This is a genomic window from Streptomyces sp. ADI95-17 (genome assembly GCF_003846175.1).
In the GTDB taxonomy this organism is placed as follows: domain Bacteria; phylum Actinomycetota; class Actinomycetes; order Streptomycetales; family Streptomycetaceae; genus Streptomyces; species Streptomyces sanglieri.
Map to the genome: position 1 here is coordinate 592,676 of NZ_ML123050.1, position 21,459 is coordinate 614,134.

Here is a 21,459-nt window from a genome sequence, read left to right on the forward strand (position 1 = left end):
CACCCCCTCCCCCGTACACGCCGCCCTCCCGCACCCCGTCACTCCCCCGCAGCCGGCCATGCAGCTGCGCGAGCTGGTCTTCGGCGCGGCCAGGGCCGCCGCCGTGCGCGCCGCCGCCCGCCTGGGCGTCGCCGACGCGCTGGGCGAGACGCCCGCCACGGCGCAGGAACTCGCGGCGCTGGTCAAGGCCGAGCCGGCGCCGCTGCGGCGGCTGCTGCGCGCCCTGTCCTGCTACGGGATCTTCACCGAGACCCCGGACGGGCAGTTCGCCCACACGGAGATGTCGCGCCTGCTGCGCAAGGACGACCCCAACAGCCTGCGCGACATCTCGCTGTGGTGCACCGAGCCCTGGACCTGGGACGTCTGGCCGCGCCTCGACGACGCGGTGCGCACCGGCAGGAGTGTCTTCGCCGACGTGCACGGCAAGGGGTTCTTCGACTACCTCCACCAGGAGGCCCACGAGTCCGCGCAGATCTTCAACCGTGCGATGACCACCTCCAGCATGCAGTCCGCGCTGGACGTCGCCGAACTCCTCGACCTCACCGGAGTGTCCACGGTCGCCGACATCGGCGGCGGCCAGGGGCACGTACTGGCGAGCCTGCTGGAGAAGGACCCCTCGCTGCACGGCACGCTGATGGATCTGCCGGGCGTGGTGGCCCGCGCCGACGCGCGGCTGCGCGACGAGGGCGCGCTCGTCGACCGGACCCGGATCGTCGCCGGGGACTGCCGTGAGACCATCCCCGTCGATGCCGATCTCTACATCATCAAGAACATCCTGGAGTGGGACGACGAGAGCACCCGCAGGACGCTGCGCAACGTGATCGCGGCGGCCCGGCCGGGCGCCAGGGTCGTCATCATCGAGAACCTCGTCGACGACACCCCCTCGATGCGGTTCACCACCGCGATGGACCTGCTGCTGCTCCTGAACGTGGGCGGCGCGAAGCACACCAGGGAGAGCCTGGTCACCCGGATCTCGGACGCCGGGCTGCTGATCGGCGACGTCGTCGCGGTCAACCCCTACCTGGACGCGTTCGAATGCGTGGTCCCCGGCTGACCTCCCCTCCCCGGGCATGCGAATCGCCCCGGGTCCGGCCTCTCGGCCGGCCCCGGGGCGATCGTCCGTCTCAGGCGGGGGTGCCGCGCTCCCACGTGTAGAACTCGTGGGCCATGGCGTCCTTGGGGCTCCGCCAGGTCTTCGGGTCGTACGCGCTGACGTAGGCGGTGAGCTTGTCGCTGATGTCCTTGAACTCGGGGTGCTGGGTCACCTTCGCGATCTCGGGGCCCGGCGGCTGCTCCGACTCGATCAGATGCAGATACACATCGCCGAACTGGAACAGCTTGCGCCTGGTCACACCGACGAGGTGGGGCAGCTCGCCGCTGTCGGAGGCCGCGAACAGTTCGGCGATGTCCGGCGCCGAACCCGGTGCCATCCGGGCGACGATCAGAGCGTGGTGCATCGGGAGATGCCTTTCTGGTTCCCGGCCCGGCACCCGGCCCTGGGGCCGGGTGGCGAGTCGTGGGCGGATGGCGGGTCAGCTGGCCCCGACCGAGGCGGTGCGGCGCTCCCGGTCGCGCTGCTCGATCTTGTCCCGGATCAGCTCCATCTGGACCTTGGAGTTGCGGTTGATGTTGTCGGTCATCCAGACGTCGTCGACAGGGGCGTCGGGACGCATCGCGAAGTCCTGGGTCCAGTGCATCCGGGTGCCGCCGGGCACCTCCGAGTACTCCCAACGGATGTTCATGTGCTGGAACGGACCGGGCTCGACACGACGGGCGCGGACCGTGCGCCCAGCACGGTCCACGGTCCGCTCGGAGACCCAGCTCCACACCTTGTCGTTCTCGTCGGGGTGCATCGTCAGACGGAAGGTGGTGCTGTCGCCGTCCCGCTCGATGATCTCGACCGCGGCGTACTCGCTGAACAGCCGCGGCCAGTTCTCCAGATCGTTGGTCACGTCCCAGACCAGGTCCAGGGGGGCGGCGATGGTGATCTCGTTCTCGGTGTGTCCGGGCACGTCAGGCTCCTGTCATGAGGCTGTTGTTGACGAGGTCGAGAAATTCCTGGGGGGTCTTGCAGCGGTCGGCGTCGGCCGGCAGCGCGCGGCCGTGCCGGTTCTCCAGCACGCCGACGATGCCGAGCAGGCCCAGCGAGTCCAGGCCGTACTCGTCGAAGGCCGAACCGGGCCGCTGCTCCATGTCGCGCGGGTCGACGGTGACTCCGGCGCCCTTCTTCATCAGGACGGCGAGTTCCGTGTAGGTCAGTCGGTCGGTCATGAGGACATCTCCTTCTCACGTTCGGGGGTCGGTGGAGCACCGCAGCACGATCGCCGCGTTCGAGCCCATGAGCCCGCGGCTGAGCACCAGCGCCGTCCGCAGTTCGGCGGGGCGGGCGCAGCCGGTGACGACATCGAGGTCGTGGCACACCTCGAAGACGTTCGGTGTGGGCGGTATGAGCGCGTTCTCCATGGAGAGCACCGCGGCGGCCGTGTCCAGCACCGGCGCACCGCAGTAGGCCCGGCCGATCCCTGTCTTGGGCGCCGTCACCGGCACCCGCTTGCCGTGCGCACCGAGGGCGTCGGCGATCGCCAGCGCCTCGGCGCGGTCGGCCGCGGGTACGCCGAGGGCGTCCGCGAAGACGACATCGATCTCGTCCGGCGCGCAGTCGGCCTCCCGAAGGGCGCCGATGATCGCCTGGGCGAGGCCCTCCCGGGACTCCTCCCACCGGGACGCTCCGGTGAACGTGGCGGCGTGCCCGGCGATTTCGGCCCGGACCCTGGCGCCGCGCCGGCGCGCCGACTGCTCCTCCTCGACCACCAGCATGGCGCCGCCCTCGGCCGGCACGAAGCCGCAGGCGTCCGAGGTGAACGGCCGGTAGGCGCGGGTGGGGTCCTCGACGGTGCTCAGGTCCTCGTACCCGAGCTGGCAGACGACCGAGTAGGGCGCCAGCGGGGCCTCCGCCGCGCCGACCACCACCGCCTCGGTGCCGCCGCGGATCGAACGGGCGGCGTGCGCCAGCGCGTCCAGACCGCCGGCCTCGTCGCTGGCCACGACCGCGCACGGCCCCTTGAAGCCGCCGCGGATCGAGATCTGGCCGGTGCTGGCCGCGTAGAACCAGGCGATGGACTGGTAGGGGCCCACATAGGTGGAGCCCTGTCCCCACAGCCGCTGGAGTTCCCGCTGGCCGAATTCGCCACCGCCGGACCCGGCCGCGGTGACCACGCCGACGTCGAAGGGTGTGTTCTCGTAGTCGGCGCGGCCGAGCCGGGCGTCGTCCAGTGCGATGTCCGCCGCGGCCATCGCGAAGTGCGTGAACTTGTCGGTCTGGACGAGGAAGCGCTCCTCGATCAGCTCGACCGCCTCGAACCCCCGCACCTCGCCCGCGACCCGCAGGGGCAGGTGCTCGCAGCCCTCGCGGGTGACCCGGTCCAGGACGCTCATTCCCTCGTGCGTCCGCTTCCAGAAGGCCTCTGTGTTGTTGCCGTTGGGGGCGACCACACCGATGCCGGTGACGACGGTACGCCGGGCTTTGCGGGTTCTCATGGTGTCCTCCCACCTGTTCGGGTCAGGGCCACCGCGGACTGGAAGCCGCCGAATCCGCTGCCCACCGAGAGGACGCTGCGCAGCTTCATCGGGCGTGCGGTGCGGGGCACGTAGTCGAGGTCGCACTCGGGGTCGGGGCTCTCGTAGTTCGCTGTGGGCGGCACGGTCTGGTGCTCCAGGGCGAGCACGCAGGCCGCGATTTCTATCGCGCCGATCGCCCCCAGCGAGTGGCCGACCATGGATTTGATCGAACTCATCGGGATGTCGAAGGCGTGGGCGCCCAGTGCCCGCTTCACGGCGGCCGTCTCGTGCCGGTCGTTCTGCTTGGTGCCCGAGCCGTGCGCGTTGACGTAGTCGATCTGCGAGCCGTCCATGCGGGCGTGGCCCAGTGCCCGGTTGATCGCCTCGGCCATCTCCAGGCCCTCCGCGGTCAGCCCGGTCATGTGGTACGCGTTACCGAAGGTGGCGTAGCCCGCGATCTCGCAGTACACGGTGGCACCGCGGGCCCGGGCGTGCTCCAGCTCCTCCAGGACGAGGACCGCCCCGCCCTCGCCCATCACGAAGCCGTCGCGGCGCGCGTCGAACGGCCGGGAGGCGTGCTCCGCGTCGTCGTTGTTCGCCGAGGTGGCCTTGATCGCGTCGAAGCACGCCACGGTGATCGGGGTGATCGGTGAGTCGGACGCGCCGGCGATGCACACATCGACGCGGCCCTCCTCGATGGACTGGAAGGCGTACCCGATCGCGTCCAGGCCGGAGGTGCAGCCCGTGGAGACGGTCTGCACCGGGCCGTGCGCACCGACCTGCTCGGCGACCGCCGAGGCGAGCGAGCTGGGTGAGAAGGCCCGCTCCAGGTGCGGACCGGCCGGCAGGTGGTCGACGTCCCAGCGTGCACCGCTCTCGCTGACCGCGACGTAGTCGTGCTCCAGCCGGGTGGTGCCGCCGACGGCGGTGCCCAGCGACACCCCCATGCGCCAGGGGTCCGTCTTCTCCGGGTCGAGGCCCGCGTCGGCGAGGGCCTCCCTGGCCGCCACCATCGCGAACTGGATGTAGCGGTCCGACCGCTCGACGGTGTCGCTGTCCAGCCCGTGCGCCGCCGGGTCGAAGTCGCACTCGGCGGCGATCCGGGAGCGGAAGCCGGCCGGGTCGAAGAGTGTGATGCCCCGGGTCGCGGTGCGTCCGTTCGCGAGGAGGTCCCAGAAGGCCGGTACGCCGATGCCGCCCGGGGCGACGACGCCGACGCCGGTGACCGCCACGCGGCGGGTCATGAGGCTGCCTCCGTTCGTTCCGGAGGTGCGACGCGGTCGGCGGACTCGGTGTGCTCGGTGTCGACGTGGCCGAGCTCCGGGCGCGGGGCGAGCGGGCCGAGGTGGAAGACCATGCGGGCCTCGACGTCGCCCACGTTGCGGAATCGGTGACGTACATGGGGAGGGATCAGCAGGCCCTGGTCGGGCCGCATCCGGTGCGGTTCACCGTCCAGATCCACTTCCAGCAGCCCGTTCACGACGTACACGAACTCCTCGGAGTACGGGTGGTAGTGCTCGCCGATGCGGTCGCCGGGCTGAACGATCGCCAGCCCCATGAAGCCACTGGTGGCTCCCACCGCCGTCGGGGTGAGCAGGGCACGGAGGTCTCCTCCACGCCTGCGGTTGGGCTGCGTCTCACTGAGGTCCACGATGCGTGGCCGGTGCATGGTCATGACTGCTTTCCTCCTGGCGCATTGCGCGTTGAAATGACGGGTTGAGCGAGAACCCCCCAGGGTGCGGATGCGCGGTTCAGGACTCCATGGCCCGCCGGTCTGTGATCAGGGTCATCTCGGACTGCTTGAGGAAGCGCGAGATGCCCTGCTCGTCCGTGGGCACGGCGTTGTTGCCACCGTCGAGGAGACGCCCGAGCCTGGCCACCTTGCCGGCGCCGTCGATGCCCACCGCCTGGGCGGGCTGCACGTCGATCGGTTCGACCGCTTCGAGCAGGCGGACGACGACGTCGTCACGCTGGAAGATGGTGCTGCTGTCGATGATGCTCGCCGGGTCGTCGGCCGCCTCCTCGTCGTGCTCGGCCAGGAGCCGGGCGAGTGCCATGCCGCAGCCCTCCTTGGCCTGGTAGAAGAGCGCGTGCCGGCGCACGTCCTCGGCCTTGTGCCGGCCGGCGGTGACGTGGTGGACGGTGGGCAGCGCCGCCCGGGTGAAGAACATCCGGGCGGAGTCCGGGTCGCTGAGGTCCCGGTCCTGCTCCAGATACGGGTTGATCGCCTCCTCGACGGCCCTGACCTCGGGCTGCCGGGCGACGTGGCGCAGGGCGGCGAGCAGGTCGCCCTCGACCTCGACGGCCCGCACGACGCGGTTTCCGTGCATGAAGAGCGAGGTGCGGCGCAGTCGGGTGTCCTCGTCGACCCGTGCGTTGGGGGAGTCGTAGTCGGCGAGGATCTTCGCCACGATGTCCTCGGTGCCCGGCTTGACGGTGAAGGTGAGCGCGTGGCGCACCACTCCGTCGCCCAGGCGCGGGGACGCCTGGAGGCGGCCCTTGACCGGCTCGGGCGCCATCTCGAAGGCCCTCCCGGTCTCCCGCAGCACGCTGAAGCGCAGCGACCGGGTGTCGCGAACGCAGTTGTGCAGCGGCTGGACGGTCGCCACGTGCTCCTCGCTGTTCACCCAGGCGAGGAACGGGGGCGCGCTGTCCCACTCGCTGGTGATCAGCCACTGGGAAGGGTTCTCGATGGACTGGCACAGCTGGTCGCTGATGTGCCCGGGGACGGATGCCACCTGATTGCGCAGGTGCTCGTACGCCTCCAGGAACTCCTTCTGGGCCCCGTCGTAGAGGTCCAGCAGCAGCACGACGCGCAGCCGGGAACCGTCGAAGGCGGACTGGGAGATCCGTTCCGAGAGGGTGGTGGTCATCTTTCGATCTCCTTCGAGACGGTTTCGTGGTCGAGCCGGGTGGCAAGCCGTCAACCGTCGGTTGGCGAGTGGATTCGGAGCGGGGACTCTCCCGGCGGATGTGATTGGTCCGCCCCCCATGACCGCGGGCGTCGTCTCCGTGACCGATCGTGAAACGCTGGTCCGGGTGGCGCGAGATTTATGAACCGTTCAGGTGAGCAGGCGTCCGAACCGCTCTCACCAGGGCATTGAACAATGCATCCGAACGGCGTCCGAGCTGGAGCAACTGATGAACGAGAACGTCGACATTCGCGTACCGGTCCTCATCGTGGGCGGCTCCCTGGTGGGCCTGTCCGCCTCGCTATTCCTCGGCCGGCTCGGTATCGAGCACCTGCTGGTCGAGAAACACCGGGCCACCTCGACCCACCCGCGCGGCCGCGGCAACAACGTCCGCACGATGGAGGTGTTCCGTACGGCGGGCGCCGAGGCGGGCATCCGGCGGGCGGCGTCGGTCCTCGCCGACAACCACGGCATCCTGCAAGCCGGTTCGCTCACCGGGGACGACCAGGAGTGGCTGTTCAAGGAAATCGACCCGGGTGGCGGGATCGCCCGGTTCAGCCCGACCGGCTGGTGCCTGTGCAGCCAGAACGACCTGGAGCCGGTGCTGCTGAAGCAGGCCCGGGAGCAGGGCGGTGACCTGCGGTTCTCCACCGAGATGCAGAGCTTCGACCAGGACCCGGCAGGGGTGGACGCGGCGCTGAAGAACCGGGAGACCGGCGAGCACATCAGTGTGCGCGCGGACTACCTCATCGCGGCGGACGGGCCGCGCAGTCCCATCCGCGAGCAGCTGCGCATCGACCGTACGGGCCCCGGCGACCTGTTCCACAACGTCAGCATCACCTTCCGCTCCCGGCAGCTCGCCGATGTACTGGGCGACCGGCGGTTCATCGTCTGCTATCTCACCAACCCCGCAGCGGACGGTGCCCTGTTGCCGGTCGACAACAAGAAGGAGTGGGTCTTCCACGCGCCGTGGCAGCCCCAACTCGGGGAAACCCTGGAGGACTTCACCGACGAGCGGTGTGCCGAGCACATCCGTACCGCGGTCGGCGCCGCGGACATCGACATCGAGATCACCGGCAAGGCGCCGTGGCACGCCGCGGAGCGGGTGGCCGAGCGGTACTCCTCGGGCCGGGTCTTCCTCGCCGGTGACTCGGCACACGAGATGTCCCCCACCGGGGCGTTCGGATCCAACACCGGCATCCAGGACGCGCACAACCTGGCGTGGAAGCTCGCCACCGTGCTGAAGGGCGAGGCGGGCCCCGGCCTGCTGGACACCTACGAGGCGGAGCGGCTGCCGGTGGCCCGGGCGACGAGCGCACGGGCTTCGGCACGCTCCGGCGAGCACAGCCACCCGGGGTACTCGGCGGCGCCGGGCGTGGGCGGCGGCAAGCAGGGCGGCATGCTCAGTGTGGCGCTGGGCTACCGCTATGTCCGCGGCGCGGTGCTGGGCACCGATCCCGAGCAGCCGGTGGTGCCGCAGGGAGTGCAGTTGAACGGTGAACCGGGTAGTCGTGCGCCGCATCTGTGGGTTCATCAGGGCGGTGAGCGCAAGTCCACACTGGATCTGTACGAGCAGACGCTGGTGCTGCTCACCGACGGTGCGGACGTGGCGTGGCGGCGGGCGGCGGCGCGGGTCGCCGACCGGCTCCAGGTACGGCTCCAGGCGTACGGAATCGGTCCGGGCGCCGATCTGGAGCCGGAGAACGGCGCGAACTGGGCCGAGCTCCACGGGACGACGGCGCAGGGTGCGGTGCTGGTGCGTCCCGACGGTTTCGTGGCCTGGCGGTCGACGGGCCCCGCGGCGGATACCGAGGGCGCCCTCCACGAGGTTCTGACCACCCTGCTGCACCGCGCCTGACCCCGCCGCCGACGCCCGCGGCACACTCAGGACAGGCCGAACGCCCGTAGTTCCGCGAGGAATTCTTCCGGCCGGTCGGTATGTACGAGGTGTCCGGCGTCGATGGTGACGAACCGGCCGTCCGGTATGCGCCCCGCCAGCCGGATCAGCTCTTCCTGGGCGATCCGGCTGGTGGGGCCGCCGCCGATGACGAGGGTCGGAGCGGTGATCTCGCCGAGCCGTTCCGACCAGTCGGGATCCGGGGCGTTCAGCTGGGCGTCGGTCGACGGCACCACCGGCCAGTCGAAGTCGAGTTCCCCGTCCGGCCGTTCGGCGCGGGCGCGCGGCGGATCGAGCGGGAACGGCGGCGGCATCTCCTCCAGGACGAGCCTGCCGATCAGCCCGGGTTCCCGTGCGGCGAGCAGACAGGCGGCAGCGGCGCCCATGGAATGCCCGATCACGGTGGCTCCGGCCAGGTTGCGGGCCTCCAGGAAGGCGTGCAGATCGTCCCGGAACAGCTCGAAGGAGTAGCGGCCGGGCCAGTCGCTGAGCCCGTGGCCGCGGAAGTCGAAGGCGTACACCCGGTGTTGGGCCGCGAGGCGTTCGGCGATCGGGATCCAGGTGCGGCTGTCGCCGCAGCGGCCGTGGGCGAGCACGACGGGCGGCGCCGACGGATCCCCCCACACCCGGTGGGCGAGCCTGGTGCCGCCTGCCTGCACACTGTGCACTTCCGGGTCGAGGAAGGCCGCCACCGCACGGACGAAGGCGCCCGGGTCGTCCAGCCAGGGAAAGTGCGCGGCGCCGCGCTGCACGACGAATTCGGCGTCCGGGAAGAGCGCGACCAGTTCGGCGGCCCGGTCCGGAGTCGGTCCCGCGTCGTACTCCCCGGCGAGGACGAGGACCGGCGCGGTGACCGCCGCCAGGGCGGCGTTCGTGGCGGCCGGGTCGAAGACGCCGTCCTGGTAGAACACGGGCGCGGCAGCGGAGTTGGTCTGTCCGGGGCCCGCCGCGGCGTGTGCCCGGGCGGTCTCGTCCCAGCGCCCGTAGGCGAACGGTGCGACAGCGGCCCGGTCGGGGGAGCGGCCCGCGAGGAAGTCGTCCAGGGCGGCTCGTGCGTCCGCGAACCACGGTTCCTCGCGGCGCAGTTCGCTCGCTTCGCGCCAGTCTCCGTCGGTGACCGTGATGCCCACGGCCCGGGTGCCGGGGGTGACGAGTGTGAGCGTGCGCAGCCGCTGCGGGTGCCGGGCAGCGTACAGCGAGGCCAGGTTCCCGGACGCGGAGTGGGCGAGCAGGTCGATGCGCTCCTCGCCGAGGTGTTCCCGCAGCGCCTCGATGTCGTCGGTCAGCCGGTCGCAACGGTAGCTCGTCGGGTCCTCGGGTGCCGCGGAGTCTCCGCTGCCGCGCAGATCGAGCACCACGAGCTGCCGGTGGGCGGAGAGTCCGCCGAGGTCCCCCAGGTACGCACCGGCCCTCATCGGTCCGCCGGGCAGACAGATCAGCGGTGCGCCCTTCCCCAGAAGGCGGTAGGCGAGTTCGGTCCCGTCGTGTGCGTGGAAGATCGGCATGCCCGTCATCCAAACAGCGCCCGAGGAGCGGCGCAGCCGTGTTCGGTATGAGCGAAGCCGGGATGTGGATCAGCCGCGTCGCCCCTCTTGCCAACGGACGGAACATACTGAATTACTGCTACCGAAAGATCGACCGAATGATCGGTCGCCTGCTCGGAAGAGGGAGATCCGGATGACGTCCCTGCTGGACGAGGCGGAACGGCTGGGCCGGGACGAGCTGGAGGCACTGCAGCTGGAGCGGCTGCGGGCCACCCTGCGCCATGCCTACGAGAACGTCGGCCACTACCGGGCGGCGTTCGACAGGGCCGGGCTGAGCCCGGACGACTGCCGCACGCTCGCCGATCTCGCCCGCTTCCCCTTCACGACCAAGGCCGACCTGCGGGACAACTACCCCTTCGGCATGTTCGCCGTCCCCGAGGAACAGGTGAGCCGGATCCACGCGTCCAGCGGAACGACGGGCCGTCCGACCGTCGTCGGCTACACCCGGCGGGACCTGGACACCTGGGCCGACGTGATGGCCCGCTCCATCCGGGCCGCCGGGGGGCGTCCCGGGCAGAAGGTCCATGTCGCGTACGGGTACGGGCTGTTCACCGGCGGACTGGGCGCGCACTACGGGGCGGAGCGGCTCGGCTGCACGGTCATCCCCGCCTCGGGAGGCATGACCGCCCGCCAGGTCCAGCTGATCCAGGACTTCCGCCCCGAGATCATCATGGTGACCCCGTCGTACATGCTGACCCTCCTGGACGAGTTCGAACGGCAGGGCGTCGATCCGCGGTCGACCGCCCTGAAGGTCGGGATCTTCGGCGCCGAACCGTGGACACAGGAGATGCGGCGCGAGATCGAGGAGCGCTTCGCGATCGACGCGGTCGACATCTACGGGCTCTCGGAGGTGATGGGGCCGGGCGTGGCGCAGGAGTGCGTCGAGACGAAGGACGGGCTGCACATCTGGGAGGACCACTTCTATCCGGAGATCGTGGACCCGTTCACCGGTGAGGTGCTGCCGGAGGGCGAGGAGGGCGAGCTGGTCTTCACCTCGCTGACCAAGGAGGCCATGCCGGTGATCCGCTACCGGACGCGGGACCTGACCCGACTGCTGCCGGGCACGGCGCGGGTGTTCCGGCGGATGGAGAAGGTGACCGGACGCAGCGACGATCTGGTGATCCTGCGCGGTGTGAACCTCTTCCCGACACAGATCGAGGAGATCGTGCTGCGCACCCCGGGGGTGGCCCCGCACTTCCAGTTGCGGCTGACCCGCGAGGGCCGTCTCGACGCGCTGACGGTTCGGGCGGAGGCACGCGCGGAGGCCACCTCGGAGCAGCGGGCGGCGGCAGCGGCGTCGATCACGGCGGCCGTCAAGGACGGGATCGGGGTGTCGGTCGGGGTCGAGATCGTCGATCCGCAGACGCTGGAGCGGTCGGTCGGCAAGTTCCGGCGGATCGTGGACGAGCGCGGCGGGGACGGGGCCGGCGCTCCGGAGTGACGGGCCGGCCGGCCCCGCCCGCCACTCCTCGGCCGACCGCCCCGTACGCGAGGCGGTCGGCGGCCTACGCGAACCGGTCGCGCAGCTCCCGCTTGAGGATCTTCCCGCTGGCGTTGCGCGGCAGTTCGTCCACGAAGAGGACCTGCTTCGGGGCCTTGAAGTGGGCGAGCCGTTCGCGGGCGTGGTCGATGAGTTCGGCCGCCGTCGCGTCGCCGCGCAGCACCACGACGGCTGTGACGGCCTCGATCCAGCGTTCGTCGGGCAGTCCGACGACTGCCGTCTCGGCGACGGCGGGGTGGGTGTAGAGGGCGTCCTCGACCTGCCGGGAGGCGACCAGGACGCCCCCGGAGTTGATGACGTCCTTGACCCGGTCGACGACGGTGAGGAAGCCCTCGACGTCGCGCACCGCGAGGTCGCCGGAGTGGAACCAGCCGTCGCGGAATGCCTCGGCGGTCTCCTCGGGCTTGTCCCAGTAGCCCTCGCACAGCTGGGGTGAGCGGTAGACCACTTCGCCGGCCGTGCCGTCGGGGACCTCCTTGCCGTCCTCGTCGACGACCCGGGCCTCGACGAAGAGCACGGGCCGGCCACAGGAGTCCATCCGGCCCTCGTGCTCGTCCGGTCCGAGGACGGTGGCGAGCGGGCCGATCTCGCTCTGCCCGAAGCAGTTGTAGAAGGCGAGCGCGGGCAGCCGCTCGCGGAGCCGTTCCAGCACGGGTACGGGCATGATCGACGCGCCGTAGTACGCCTTGCGCAGACCGCCGAGTTCCCGGGTGGTGAAGCCGGGGTGCCGGGAGATGCCGATCCAGACGGTCGGCGGGGCGAAGACGCTGTCGGCCTGCCCGCTCTCGACGAGGTCGAAGATCCGGTCCGCGTCGGGTGCGTCGAGGATGGTGTTCTGCGCCCCGACCGCGAGGTAGGGCAGCAGGAAGACGTGCATCTGCGCGGAGTGGTAGAGCGGCAGCGAGTGGACGGGCCGGTCGGTGGCCCGCAGGTCGAGTGCCGTGATCGCGCTGACGTACTCGTGCACCAGTGCGCCGTGGGTCATCATCGCGCCCTTGGGCAGGGCGGTGGTGCCCGAGGTGTAGAGCAGCTGGACGAGGTCCGCCGCGCCCGGTTCCCGTTCCGGGACGAAAGGGCGCGGGGTGGCGGTCGCCGCCAGCAGTGAGTCCGGTGCGTCGCGCAGCGGGCGTACGGGGAACGCGGCCGGAATCCGGTCGGCGAGGTCGGGGTCGGTGAGGACGAGGGCGCTGCCGGACTGTTCGAGGATGTACATGAGGTCGTCGCCGGTGAGGTTCTGGTTGACCGGTACGTGGACCAGGCCCGCGCGGGCGCAGCCGAGGTAGCCGATCAGATAGGCGTCGGAGTTGTGCGCGTAGCAGGCGACCCGGTCGCCGGGGCGCAGTCCGTGCTCGCCGCCGAGGACGGCGGCGGCGGTGCTGACGGCCGCGTCGAGCTCCGCGTACGTCCATGACCTGTCCGCGTACCGCAGTGCGGTGCGGTCGGGGGTGCGCCGGGCGCTGCGGGCCACGACTCCGTCGACTGTGCTGCTCCGTACACCTGTCATGGCGTGATCCTGTGCGGCCGGAACCCGGGGGTCAAGGGCCTTGATGGCGGTGTGGATGTTGACAGGGGTGCCCGGGTGCTGGCTGAGTGGCGAGTGGCGGTCCGAACCCTCGGGCAACCGCCTTTCGCACCCGCGCAGTTGGGAGATCCGTTGCCTCTCCGCAACCGTCTGAGACTTCTCGCGATATCGGGCCTCGCGCTGTTCACCGTTTCGGCGTCGCTGCCGCCCGCCGCGGCCGACGGCCCGCGCTCCCACCGTCCGTCGGGCGGTGGGCTGTCCGCCACGATCCGGTACACCGAGTACGGCATCCCGCACATCCTGGCGAAGGACTACGCGAGCCTGGGCTTCGGCAATGGCTGGGCGCAGGCCGCCGACCAGGTGTGCACCCTCGCCGACGGCTTCGTGACTCTGCGCGGCGAGCGGTCCCGGTACTTCGGTCCGGACGCGGCTCCGGACGGTTCGCTGTCCTCCGCGACGAAGAACCTCTCCAGCGACCTGTACTTCCGCTCGGTCCGCGAGAGCCACACCCTGGAGAAGCTGCTGAGGACGCCCGCTCCGGCAGGTCAGAGCCGTGACGTCAGGGAGCTGGAGCGCGGCTGGGCGGCCGGCTACAACGCGTGGCTGGCGCAGAACCGGATCGACGACCCGGCCTGCCGGGGCGCCGACTGGGTGCGGCCGGTGACGGCGCTGGACGTGGTGGCGCGCGGCTACGCGCTCTCGGTGCTCGGCGGTCAGGGGCGCGGCATCGACGGCATCACCGGCGCCCAGCCGCCCACCGGGGCGGCAGAGGTGCCCGAGGTCCCGTCGCCGGGTGACGCGGCGGACGCGGCCCGGCGGCTGCTGTCGACGCAGAACGCGGACATGGGCTCCAACGCGGTCGCGTTCCGCGGTGACACGACGGCGAACGGGCGGGGCCTGCTGCTGGGCAATCCGCACTACCCGTGGCAGGGCGGTCGGCGCTTCTGGCAGTCCCAGCAGACGATTCCCGGCGAGCTGAACGTCTCGGGCGGTTCGCTGCTCGGCGCGCCGACCGTGTCGATCGGGCACAACGCGAACATCGCGTGGAGCCACACCGTCGCCACCGGGGTGCCGCTCAACCTCCATCAGCTCACCCTCGATCCGGCCGATCCGACCGTGTATCTGGTGGACGGCAGGCCCGAGCGGATGACGAAGCGCACGGTCTCGGTCCCGGTGAAGGGCGGCGGGGCCGTGAGCCGCACCCAGTGGTCGACCCGCTACGGGCCCGTCGTCACCTCGCTCGGTGCCGGGCTGCCGTTGCCCTGGACGGCGACGACCGCGTACGCGCTCAACGACCCGAACTCGGTGAATCTGCGGTTCGCGGACGCCGGTCTCGGCTTCAGCCGGGCGCGCAGCACCGCGGACATCGCGGCGGCGCTGCGCCGTACCCAGGGGCTGCCGTGGGTGAACACCATCGCCGCCGACTCGTCCGGGCACTCGTTGTTCTCGCAGTCGCAGGTGCTGCCGAGGATCACGGACGAGCTCGCGGAGCGTTGTTCCACCGCGCTGGGCAGGGCGACGTATCCCTCGTCCGGGCTGGCGGTGCTGGACGGTTCGCGGAGCGGCTGTGCGCCGGGGTCGGACCGGGACGCGGTTCAGCCGGGCATCTTCGGTCCGGGCCGGATGCCCACCGTGAAGGACGCCCCGTACGTGGAGAACTCCAACGACAGTGCCTGGCTGACGAACGCGGCCGCGCCGCTGACCGGCTACGAGCGGGTGTTCGGCACGATCGGCACGCAGCGCTCGATGCGGACCCGGGGCGCGGTCGAGGACGTGTCCGCGATGGCGGCGAAGGGCCGGCTGACCGTGGCCGATCTGCAGCGTCAGCAGTTCGCCAACCGTGCGCCGGCCGGTGATCTGGTCGCCGGGGACCTGGCTGCGGCCTGTGCGGCGCTGCCCGGCGGCAGCGCGGTCGGCAGTGACGGAGGGGCGGTCGATGTGTCGGCGGCGTGCGACGTGCTGCGGCGCTGGGACCGGAAGGTCGACACCGGCAGCCGGGGCGCGCTGCTCTTCGACCGGTTCTGGCGCCGGGCGACGGCCACGGTCGCGGGGGCCGAGCTGTGGAAGGTGCCCTTCTCCCCCGCCGATCCGGTCGGAACGCCGAACACGCTGAACACCTCGGCGCCCGGAGTCGCCACGGCGCTCGCCGACACGGTGGCCGAACTGCGGGCGGCCGGGATCGCACTGGACGCCCCGCTGGGCCGGCACCAGTCGGTGGAGCGGAACGGGAAGCGCATCCCGGTCGGCGGCGGTACGGAGTCGCTCGGCATCTGGAACAAGACGGAGCCGTTGTGGGACGCGGCGGCCGGCGGCTACCGGGAGGTGTCGGCCGGTTCCAGCTACATCCAGGCGGTCGGCTGGGACGGCAGCGGGTGCCCGGTGGCGCGCACCCTGCTCACGTACTCCCAGTCCTCCGACCCGGGCTCGGCGCACTACAGCGACCAGACCGAGCTGTACTCGGCCGAGCGGTGGGTGACGTCCCGGTTCTGCGAGCGGGACATCCTGCGCTCGCCCGCGCTGCGGGTCGTGCGGGTCCACGAACGCCGGTAGTTCCTCGCGGTGCGACCGGCCCCTGTCCGTCCGGCGGGCGGTCAGGGGCTGATCGCGAGGAAGACGAACGCGGCGAAGATCGACAGATGGACGCCGCCCTGGAGCAGGGTGGCCCGTCCCGGTACGACGGTCAGCGCGCCGACCATCACGGTGAGGGCGAGCAGCACCATATGGGTGGCGCCGAGGCCGAGATGGAGCGGTCCGTCGAGCCAGATCGAGGCGAGGGCAATGGCCGGGATGGTCAGGCCGATGCTCGCCATCGCCGAGCCGAGGGCGAGGTTGAGACTGGTCTGGACCCGGTCGCGGCGCGCCGCCCGTACCGCCGCGAGGGTCTCCGGCAGCAGCACCAGCAGTGCGATCACGACGCCGACCACCGCCTGGGGCATTCCGGCCGCCTCCACCCCGGACTCGATGGTCGGCGACACGGACTTGGCGTCACCGACGACCGCGACCAGCGCGACCAGCAGCATCACCAGGCTCAGCGCGGTGGCGCCCCGCCCGGGCAGCACCGCGTGGTGCTCGTCCGGCTTGAACGCGCCCTCGGGTGTGAGCGGCAGGAAGTACTCGCGGTGCCGCACCGTCTGTACGGCGACGAACAGCCCGTACAGCAGGAGCGAGGCGACGGCGGCGAAGGCCAGTTGGGCGGTGGAGAACTCGGGACCGGGTTTGCCGACGGTGAAGGTCGGCAGGACCAGGCTGAGCGTGGCGAGGGTGGCGACGGTCGCCAGGGCGGCCCCCGAACCCTCGGCGTTGAAGACGACGACGCGGGAGCGGACGGCGCCGACCAGCAGGGACAGTCCGACGATGCCGTTGCAGGTGATCATCACGGCGGCGAACACGGTGTCGCGGGCGAGCGCGGACGTCTTGGGGCCGCCGTCCACCATCAGTGTGACGATGAGGGCCACTTCGATGACGGTGACGGCGACGGCCAGGACGAGCGAGCCGAACGGTTCGCCGACCCGGTGGGCGATGACCTCGGCGTGGTGCACGGCGGCCAGGACGGCGCCCGCGAGACAGAGCGCGACCACGGCGACGGCGAACGCCGGCAGTTCCCGGCCCCAGCTGAAGACCAGCGCGAGCGCGGCGACGACCGGCACGACCACCGTCCACCGGGTCGCCAGTGACCGGACCGTAGCGCTCGCGTTCATGAGCCACACCCTGCCAGAGCCGGTACGGGGCCGCTCGTCGGGCGGCGGCCGGACGGCGGCTCACACGGCCCGTGAGCGGCCTTCCCAGTACGGGTCGCGCAGCCGCCGCTTGTAGAGCTTGCCGTTGGGGTCGCGGGGCATCACCTCGATGAAGTCGATGCTCCTGGGCCGCTTGTATCCGGCGAGCCGCTGTTCGCAGTGGCGCAGGATCGCGGCGGCGAGCTCCTCCCCCGCCTCGTGTCCCCCGGCCGGTTCGACGACCGCCTTGACCTCCTCGCCCCAGTCGGGGTGCGGGATGCCGAAGACGGCGACATCGGCGACGGCGGGGTGTCCGAGCAGGGCGCCCTCGATCTCCGCGGGGTAGATGTTGACCCCGCCGGAGATGATCATGTCGATCTTGCGGTCGCGGAGGAAGAGGTAGCCGTCCTCGTCGAGGATGCCGAGGTCGCCGACGGTGAAGAAGTCGCCGATGCGGTTCTTCTTCGTCTTGGTCTCGTCCTTGTGGTAGCTGAAGCCGCCGGTGTTCATCTTCAGGTAGACGGTGCCGAGCTCGCCGGGCGGCAGCCGGTTGCCGTCGTCGTCGAAGACGGCGAGTTCGCTGATCGGCCAGGCCCGGCCGACCGTGCCCGGCTTCTTCAGCCAGTCCTCGGCGGTGGCGAAGGCGCCGCCGCCCTCGCTGGCCGCGTAGTACTCCTCGACGCACCTCCCCCACCAGTCGATCATGGCGCGTTTGACGTGGTCGGGGCAGGGTGCGGCGCCGTGGATGGCGTGCCGCATGGCCGTGACGTCGTACCGCCGTCGCACCTCGTCGGGGAGGGCGAGGAGGCGGTGGAACTGGGTCGGGACCATGTGGGTGTGGGTACAGCGGTGGGTGTCGATGAGCCGCAGCATCTCCTCGGGCGTCCACCGGTCCATCAGGACCAGCGGGTGTCCGATGTGCAGGGACGCGCCCGCGAACTGCAGAACGGCCGTGTGGTAGAGCGGCGAGCAGACCAGGTGGACGTTGTCGTCGAACGGTCTGATGCCGAAGATGCCGAGGAATCCGCCGAGGTGGCTCTCCTCGGGCAGCCTTCCGGAGAGCGGACGGCGGATGCCGCGCGGGCGGCCCGTGGTGCCCGAGGTGTAGTTCATGACCCAGCCCAGGGTGCGGTCCTGGGGGGCCGCCTCGGACTGCCCTTCGAGGAGTTCGGTGTAGGGGCGGAAACCGTCGACCGCGCCCACGGCGAAGCGGTGGCTCGGCGGCAGCTCCGCCTCGTCGGCGGCCTCGGTGGCGGCCGGTGCGAACCGCTCGTGGGCGATGAGCACCTTGGCGCCGGAGTCGGCGACGATCCAGGCGATCTCGGGGCCGACGAAGTGGTGGTTGACGGGTACGAGGTAGAGGCCGGCCTGGGAGGCGGCGAGGTAGGCGGTGAAGAACTCGACGCCGTTGGGCAGCACGACCGCGAACGCGTCACCCTTGCGGAGCCCGGCCGCGCGCAGTCCGTGGACGAGGCGGTTGGCGGCGGCGTGCAGCCGGCCCGCCGTCCAGCTCTCGCCGTCGGGTGCGATCAGGACCGTGCGGTCGGGGTCGGCGGCGGCCTGGGCCCAGAAACCGTTGGGCGGCTGACTCATGAGGCGCTCCGTCCGGCGATGCGGTTGATCCGGTCCACGGCCCGCTCGAAGCCGCGGGTCAGGTCGTCGAAGACGGCCTGCACGCTGCGTTCGCTGTTCATCCGGCCGACGATCTGTCCGACGGGGGTGCCGAGCAGTTCGCCGGTCTCGTACTTCTGGATGCGCGACACGGCCTCGGCCACCAGCAGCCCCTGGAGCGGCATGGGCAGGGTGCCGGGCCCGGACGGGTCGTCCCATGCGTCGGTCCATTCGGTACGGAGCTGGCGGGCGGGCTTGCCGGTGAGGGCCCGGGAGCGGACGGTGTCGCCGGAGCCGGCGGCGAGGAGCTTGCGGGTCAGCGCGCGGGAGTGCAGGTCGGCCTCCTCGGCGGTCAGCCAGAGGGAGCCGAGCCAGACGCCCTGGGCGCCGAGGGCCAGTCCGGCGGCGATCTGCTCGCCGCTGCCGATTCCTCCCGCGGCGAGTACGGGAAGCGGTCCGACGGCGTCGACCACGTCCGGTACCAGGACCATGGAGGCGATCTCACCGGTGTGGCCGCCCGCCTCGTACCCCTGGGCGACGACGATGTCGATGCCCGCATCGGCATGGTGGCGGGCGTGCTTCGCGCTCCCGGCGAGGGCGGCGACGAGCACACCCCGGTCGTGGGCGCGCCGGACGACGTCGGCGGGCGGCGATCCCAGGGCGTTGGCGAGGAGTTTGATGGGGTAGTCGAAGGCGACGTCGAGCTGGTTGCGTGCGACCTCCTCCATCCACCCGGTGATGCGCCAGCCGGACGCCTCGCCCTCGGGGAGTTCCGGCACGCCGTGCTTGGCGAGGGTGTCCTGGACGAACTGCCGGTGGCCGGCCGGGATCATCGCCTCCACATCTGCCTCGGTCACCCCCTCCACCTTCTTCGCGGGCATGACGACATCGAGGCCGTACGGCTTGCCGTCGGTGTGCTCCTGCATCCAGTCGAGGTCGCGCGCGAGGTCGTCGGGGGCGGTGTAGCGGACCGCGCCGAGTACGCCGAATCCGCCGGCCCGGGTGATGGCCGCGGCCACCGCGGGGAACGGCGTGAAGCCGAAGATGGCGTGCTCGACTCCCAGTTTCTTGCTCAGCTCCGTCTCCATGGGGCGCAGGATGCCTCAGCCCGACATCCGAGGGAAGAGCTTTTCTGATGCAGTGTCAGATTCTTTGTGGCGCAGGGGTCCTCCGTGACGGCGGGGGTGACAGTAATCTCTGCGGCGGCAGGAAGTTTCATTGCCGGACGAATTTTCGAAAGTTACTTTCGCGCAGTGAGAAGGAGTTCCGGATGACCGAGGACGCGGCGGGCAGAGGGATCAGCCGGCGGAGGCTGGGCGGTGGGATGCTGGCCCTGGGCGGGGCACTCGCTCTGGCGCCGATTCCGTTCGCGGGGCAGGCGTCGGCCATGGAGTCGGGGGCGGGGTCGTCGGATATGAGCACAGGGGCCGGGGGCGCCGCGTCGGGACACGGCAGGCCGACGCTGCGGCGGGGTTCGGCCGAACGCGCCGGGCTGCTCCAGGAGCCCCTGGACCAATTGGTCACCGAAGCGGAGAAGTTCCTGGCCGCCTCCCCGAAGCACCCCTGGTACGCGGGGGCGGTGCTGCTCGCCGGGCGGGGTGGCACGGTGGCCCTGCACCGGCCGGTCGGCAAGGCCGTGCGCTATGCGGCGTACGACGAGAAGTCCGACACCGGCGTGGAGTTCCCGCCGGACCAGCAGATCCCCATGGCCGAGGACACCGTCTTCGACCTGGCTTCGGTGTCGAAGCTGTTCACCTCGATCCTGGCCGTGCAGCAGATCGAGCGCGGGACGCTGGAGCTGGAGGCGAAGGTCGCCTCGTACCTGCCCGATTTCGCGGGCGGCGGCAAGCAGGACATCACTATCCGTCAACTCCTCACGCACACCTCCGGGTTCCGCGCCTGGATCCCGCTGTACAAGGCGCCCACGCGCGAGGGGAAGCTGCAGCTGTTGTGGGACGAGGTGCCCGCGAGCCCGCCGGGCACGGTGTACCTCTACTCCGACCTCAACCTGATCTCGCTGCAACTGGTACTGGAGAAGCTCACCGGCCGCACGCAGGACGTCCTGCTCCGTGAGCAGATCACCGCCCCGCTCGGGATGCACCGCACCCGGTACAACCCGCCGGCCTCCTGGAAGCCGAAGATCGCCGCGACCGAGGACGCCCGGCTGCCCTGGTCCGGGCTGGACCGCGGACTGGTCTGGGGCGAGGTGCACGACGAGAACGCCTACAGCCTGGACGGGGTAGCGGGTCACGCCGGGGTCTTCTCCTGTGCCTGGGACCTGGCGATCCTCGCCCGTACGCTGCTCAACGGCGGGGTCTACGGCCGCGCGCGGATCCTCTCCGCCGAATCGGTCGACCTGCTGTTCACCGACTTCAACACCTCGTTCCCCGGCGATGCCCACGGCCTCGGCTTCGAGCTCTACCAGCACTGGTACATGGGGGCGATGGCCACCCCGCGCACCGCGGGCCACACCGGCTTCACCGGCACCAGCCTCGTACTGGACCCGACGACCGACTCGTTCCTGATCGTCCTCGGCAACTCCGTTCACCCCGTGCGCAGTTGGCGCTCCGGCAGCGCCCCGCGCGTCGCCACCGCGAATCAGCTGGCGCGCGCCGTAGCGGTCCGCCCCGCCCGTGGCCGTACGGCGTGGTTCTCTGGGATGGCGAGCGCCGCCTCGGCCACGCTCACACTGCCCCCGGTGCGCCTAGCCTCCTCGCACGGCCGGCTGAGCTCGGCGCTGTGGTGGGACACCGAGCCGGGGTCCGACTTCCTCTTCCTCGAAGTGTCGGCGGACGCCGGGGCGACCTGGCAGCCGGTCCCGTTCAGCACCGTCCCGACGTCGGAGAAGCCCCGCCCCGAGCCCGAGCCGCATCCCACCGGAGCGGTCTCCGGCTGGTCCGGCCGGGCGTGGCACCGCCTCGACGCGGACCTCGCCGCCTGGCGCGGCAAGGAGGTCCGGCTGAGGTGGCGGTACACGACGGACCAGCTGTACGTCGGGCGCGGGGCGTATGTGGACGCCGTCCGGGTCGAGGACGGCAACCGGACGCTCTTCGACGAGAGCCGGTCCGGCGACGCCGCGCGCATCGAGGCACTGGGCTGGACGGCGTCGGCGGACTGAGCCCGCACCGCACCGGGCGGGGCCGGCTTGCGGGCCGGGGCGCCGAACCGGGATCGGTGGCCTCGGCGGCCGCCGATCCC

17 protein-coding genes are annotated in these 21,459 nt (G+C 71.2%); 5 read left to right on the top strand and 12 right to left on the bottom strand.

The features are described from left to right. Nucleotides 1-58 precede the first annotated feature (58 nt). The gene (locus EES42_RS33465; protein ID WP_124721957.1) at nucleotides 59-1,054 is read left to right on the top strand and encodes a methyltransferase; all 996 of its coding nucleotides are present in this window, start codon (nucleotides 59-61) and stop codon (nucleotides 1,052-1,054) included. Between the two features lie 70 nt (nucleotides 1,055-1,124). Here EES42_RS33465 and EES42_RS33470 read toward each other — a convergent pair whose 3' ends face one another. The 7 genes from EES42_RS33470 to EES42_RS33500 all read right to left on the bottom strand — a co-directional run bounded on the left by EES42_RS33470 (nucleotide 1,125) and on the right by EES42_RS33500 (nucleotide 6,431). Further along, nucleotides 1,125-1,457: a TcmI family type II polyketide cyclase gene (locus EES42_RS33470; RefSeq protein ID WP_124721958.1), complete on the bottom strand. Its 333-nt coding sequence runs from the start codon at nucleotides 1,455-1,457 to the stop codon at nucleotides 1,125-1,127. A 75-nt stretch (nucleotides 1,458-1,532) separates the two neighbouring features. After that, nucleotides 1,533-2,012: an SRPBCC family protein gene (locus EES42_RS33475; RefSeq protein WP_124721959.1), complete on the bottom strand. Its 480-nt coding sequence runs from the start codon at nucleotides 2,010-2,012 to the stop codon at nucleotides 1,533-1,535. 1 nt (nucleotide 2,013) lies between these two features. Continuing rightward, nucleotides 2,014-2,271 carry an acyl carrier protein gene (locus EES42_RS33480; protein WP_072484754.1) on the bottom strand — a complete coding sequence of 86 codons (258 nt, stop codon included), beginning with the start codon at nucleotides 2,269-2,271 and terminating at the stop codon, nucleotides 2,014-2,016. A 15-nt stretch (nucleotides 2,272-2,286) separates the two neighbouring features. After that, a complete protein-coding gene (locus EES42_RS33485) occupies nucleotides 2,287-3,537 on the bottom strand; it encodes a ketosynthase chain-length factor (RefSeq protein WP_124721960.1) in 1,251 nt (416 codons plus the stop codon). Next, a complete protein-coding gene (locus EES42_RS33490; protein WP_124721961.1) occupies nucleotides 3,534-4,802 on the bottom strand; it encodes a beta-ketoacyl-[acyl-carrier-protein] synthase family protein in 1,269 nt (422 codons plus the stop codon). The genes EES42_RS33485 and EES42_RS33490 overlap by 4 nt, the downstream gene beginning before the upstream one ends. Beyond that, nucleotides 4,799-5,233 carry a cupin domain-containing protein gene (locus EES42_RS33495; RefSeq protein ID WP_124721962.1) on the bottom strand — a complete coding sequence of 145 codons (435 nt, stop codon included), beginning with the start codon at nucleotides 5,231-5,233 and terminating at the stop codon, nucleotides 4,799-4,801. The genes EES42_RS33490 and EES42_RS33495 overlap by 4 nt, the downstream gene beginning before the upstream one ends. Before the next feature lie 76 nt (nucleotides 5,234-5,309). After that, nucleotides 5,310-6,431, bottom strand: coding sequence for a SchA/CurD-like domain-containing protein (locus EES42_RS33500; RefSeq protein WP_124721963.1), 1,122 nt, complete (start codon nucleotides 6,429-6,431; stop codon nucleotides 5,310-5,312). Between the two features lie 268 nt (nucleotides 6,432-6,699). Between EES42_RS33500 and EES42_RS33505 the strand changes: the two genes are divergently transcribed. Then, complete coding sequence (locus EES42_RS33505) at nucleotides 6,700-8,328, top strand: FAD-dependent oxidoreductase (protein ID WP_124721964.1); 1,629 nt, start codon at nucleotides 6,700-6,702, stop codon at nucleotides 8,326-8,328. A gap of 26 nt (nucleotides 8,329-8,354) precedes the next feature. Here EES42_RS33505 and EES42_RS33510 read toward each other — a convergent pair whose 3' ends face one another. Continuing rightward, the gene (locus EES42_RS33510; protein ID WP_124721965.1) at nucleotides 8,355-9,872 is read right to left on the bottom strand and encodes an alpha/beta fold hydrolase; all 1,518 of its coding nucleotides are present in this window, start codon (nucleotides 9,870-9,872) and stop codon (nucleotides 8,355-8,357) included. 172 nt (nucleotides 9,873-10,044) lie between these two features. On the opposite strand from EES42_RS33510, the gene paaK reads away from it, so the two are divergent. Then, complete coding sequence (gene paaK, locus EES42_RS33515; RefSeq protein WP_124721966.1) at nucleotides 10,045-11,352, top strand: phenylacetate--CoA ligase PaaK; 1,308 nt, start codon at nucleotides 10,045-10,047, stop codon at nucleotides 11,350-11,352. A 64-nt stretch (nucleotides 11,353-11,416) separates the two neighbouring features. Here the strand turns inward: paaK and EES42_RS33520 are convergent, their stop codons facing one another. After that, entirely contained in the window at nucleotides 11,417-12,916 is a 1,500-nt protein-coding gene (locus tag EES42_RS33520; RefSeq protein ID WP_124721967.1) for an acyl-CoA synthetase, read from the bottom strand. 150 nt (nucleotides 12,917-13,066) lie between these two features. Between EES42_RS33520 and EES42_RS33525 the strand changes: the two genes are divergently transcribed. Next, the gene (locus EES42_RS33525) at nucleotides 13,067-15,484 is read left to right on the top strand and encodes a penicillin acylase family protein (RefSeq protein ID WP_124721968.1); all 2,418 of its coding nucleotides are present in this window, start codon (nucleotides 13,067-13,069) and stop codon (nucleotides 15,482-15,484) included. Between the two features lie 41 nt (nucleotides 15,485-15,525). Here the strand turns inward: EES42_RS33525 and EES42_RS33530 are convergent, their stop codons facing one another. From EES42_RS33530 to EES42_RS33540, 3 genes are read right to left on the bottom strand one after another with little or no spacing between them, the layout of a single operon-like run. Beyond that, complete coding sequence (locus tag EES42_RS33530) at nucleotides 15,526-16,632, bottom strand: calcium:cation antiporter (RefSeq protein WP_124721969.1); 1,107 nt, start codon at nucleotides 16,630-16,632, stop codon at nucleotides 15,526-15,528. A gap of 60 nt (nucleotides 16,633-16,692) precedes the next feature. Further along, nucleotides 16,693-18,243 (bottom strand): acyl-CoA synthetase, encoded by a 1,551-nt coding sequence (locus EES42_RS33535; RefSeq protein WP_124721970.1) that lies wholly within the window; start codon nucleotides 18,241-18,243, stop codon nucleotides 16,693-16,695. Further along, nucleotides 18,240-19,349 (bottom strand): NAD(P)H-dependent flavin oxidoreductase, encoded by a 1,110-nt coding sequence (locus EES42_RS33540; protein ID WP_124721971.1) that lies wholly within the window; start codon nucleotides 19,347-19,349, stop codon nucleotides 18,240-18,242. The genes EES42_RS33535 and EES42_RS33540 overlap by 4 nt, the downstream gene beginning before the upstream one ends. 182 nt (nucleotides 19,350-19,531) lie before the next feature. On the opposite strand from EES42_RS33540, the gene EES42_RS33545 reads away from it, so the two are divergent. Next, on the top strand, nucleotides 19,532-21,379 hold the full coding sequence (locus EES42_RS33545) for a serine hydrolase domain-containing protein (protein WP_124721972.1): 1,848 nt from the start codon (nucleotides 19,532-19,534) through the stop codon (nucleotides 21,377-21,379). The last annotated feature ends 80 nt before the right edge of the window (nucleotides 21,380-21,459 follow it).

Excerpts from the sequence above, each read along its gene's own strand:
- EES42_RS33465 (WP_124721957.1), top strand. The coding sequence starts at position 59 with ATGCAGCTGCGCGAGCTGGTCTTCGGCGCGGCCAGGGCCGCCGCCGTG.
- EES42_RS33470 (WP_124721958.1), bottom strand. The coding sequence starts at position 1,457 with ATGCACCACGCTCTGATCGTCGCCCGGATGGCACCGGGTTCGGCGCCG.
- EES42_RS33480 (WP_072484754.1), bottom strand. The coding sequence starts at position 2,271 with ATGACCGACCGACTGACCTACACGGAACTCGCCGTCCTGATGAAGAAG.
- EES42_RS33485 (WP_124721960.1), bottom strand. The coding sequence starts at position 3,537 with ATGAGAACCCGCAAAGCCCGGCGTACCGTCGTCACCGGCATCGGTGTG.
- EES42_RS33490 (WP_124721961.1), bottom strand. The coding sequence starts at position 4,802 with ATGACCCGCCGCGTGGCGGTCACCGGCGTCGGCGTCGTCGCCCCGGGC.
- EES42_RS33495 (WP_124721962.1), bottom strand. The coding sequence starts at position 5,233 with ATGACCATGCACCGGCCACGCATCGTGGACCTCAGTGAGACGCAGCCC.
- EES42_RS33500 (WP_124721963.1), bottom strand. The coding sequence starts at position 6,431 with ATGACCACCACCCTCTCGGAACGGATCTCCCAGTCCGCCTTCGACGGT.
- EES42_RS33505 (WP_124721964.1), top strand. The coding sequence starts at position 6,700 with ATGAACGAGAACGTCGACATTCGCGTACCGGTCCTCATCGTGGGCGGC.
- EES42_RS33510 (WP_124721965.1), bottom strand. The coding sequence starts at position 9,872 with ATGCCGATCTTCCACGCACACGACGGGACCGAACTCGCCTACCGCCTT.
- paaK (WP_124721966.1), top strand. The coding sequence starts at position 10,045 with ATGACGTCCCTGCTGGACGAGGCGGAACGGCTGGGCCGGGACGAGCTG.
- EES42_RS33520 (WP_124721967.1), bottom strand. The coding sequence starts at position 12,916 with ATGACAGGTGTACGGAGCAGCACAGTCGACGGAGTCGTGGCCCGCAGC.
- EES42_RS33530 (WP_124721969.1), bottom strand. The coding sequence starts at position 16,632 with ATGAACGCGAGCGCTACGGTCCGGTCACTGGCGACCCGGTGGACGGTG.
- EES42_RS33535 (WP_124721970.1), bottom strand. The coding sequence starts at position 18,243 with ATGAGTCAGCCGCCCAACGGTTTCTGGGCCCAGGCCGCCGCCGACCCC.
- EES42_RS33540 (WP_124721971.1), bottom strand. The coding sequence starts at position 19,349 with ATGGAGACGGAGCTGAGCAAGAAACTGGGAGTCGAGCACGCCATCTTC.
- EES42_RS33545 (WP_124721972.1), top strand. The coding sequence starts at position 19,532 with ATGACCGAGGACGCGGCGGGCAGAGGGATCAGCCGGCGGAGGCTGGGC.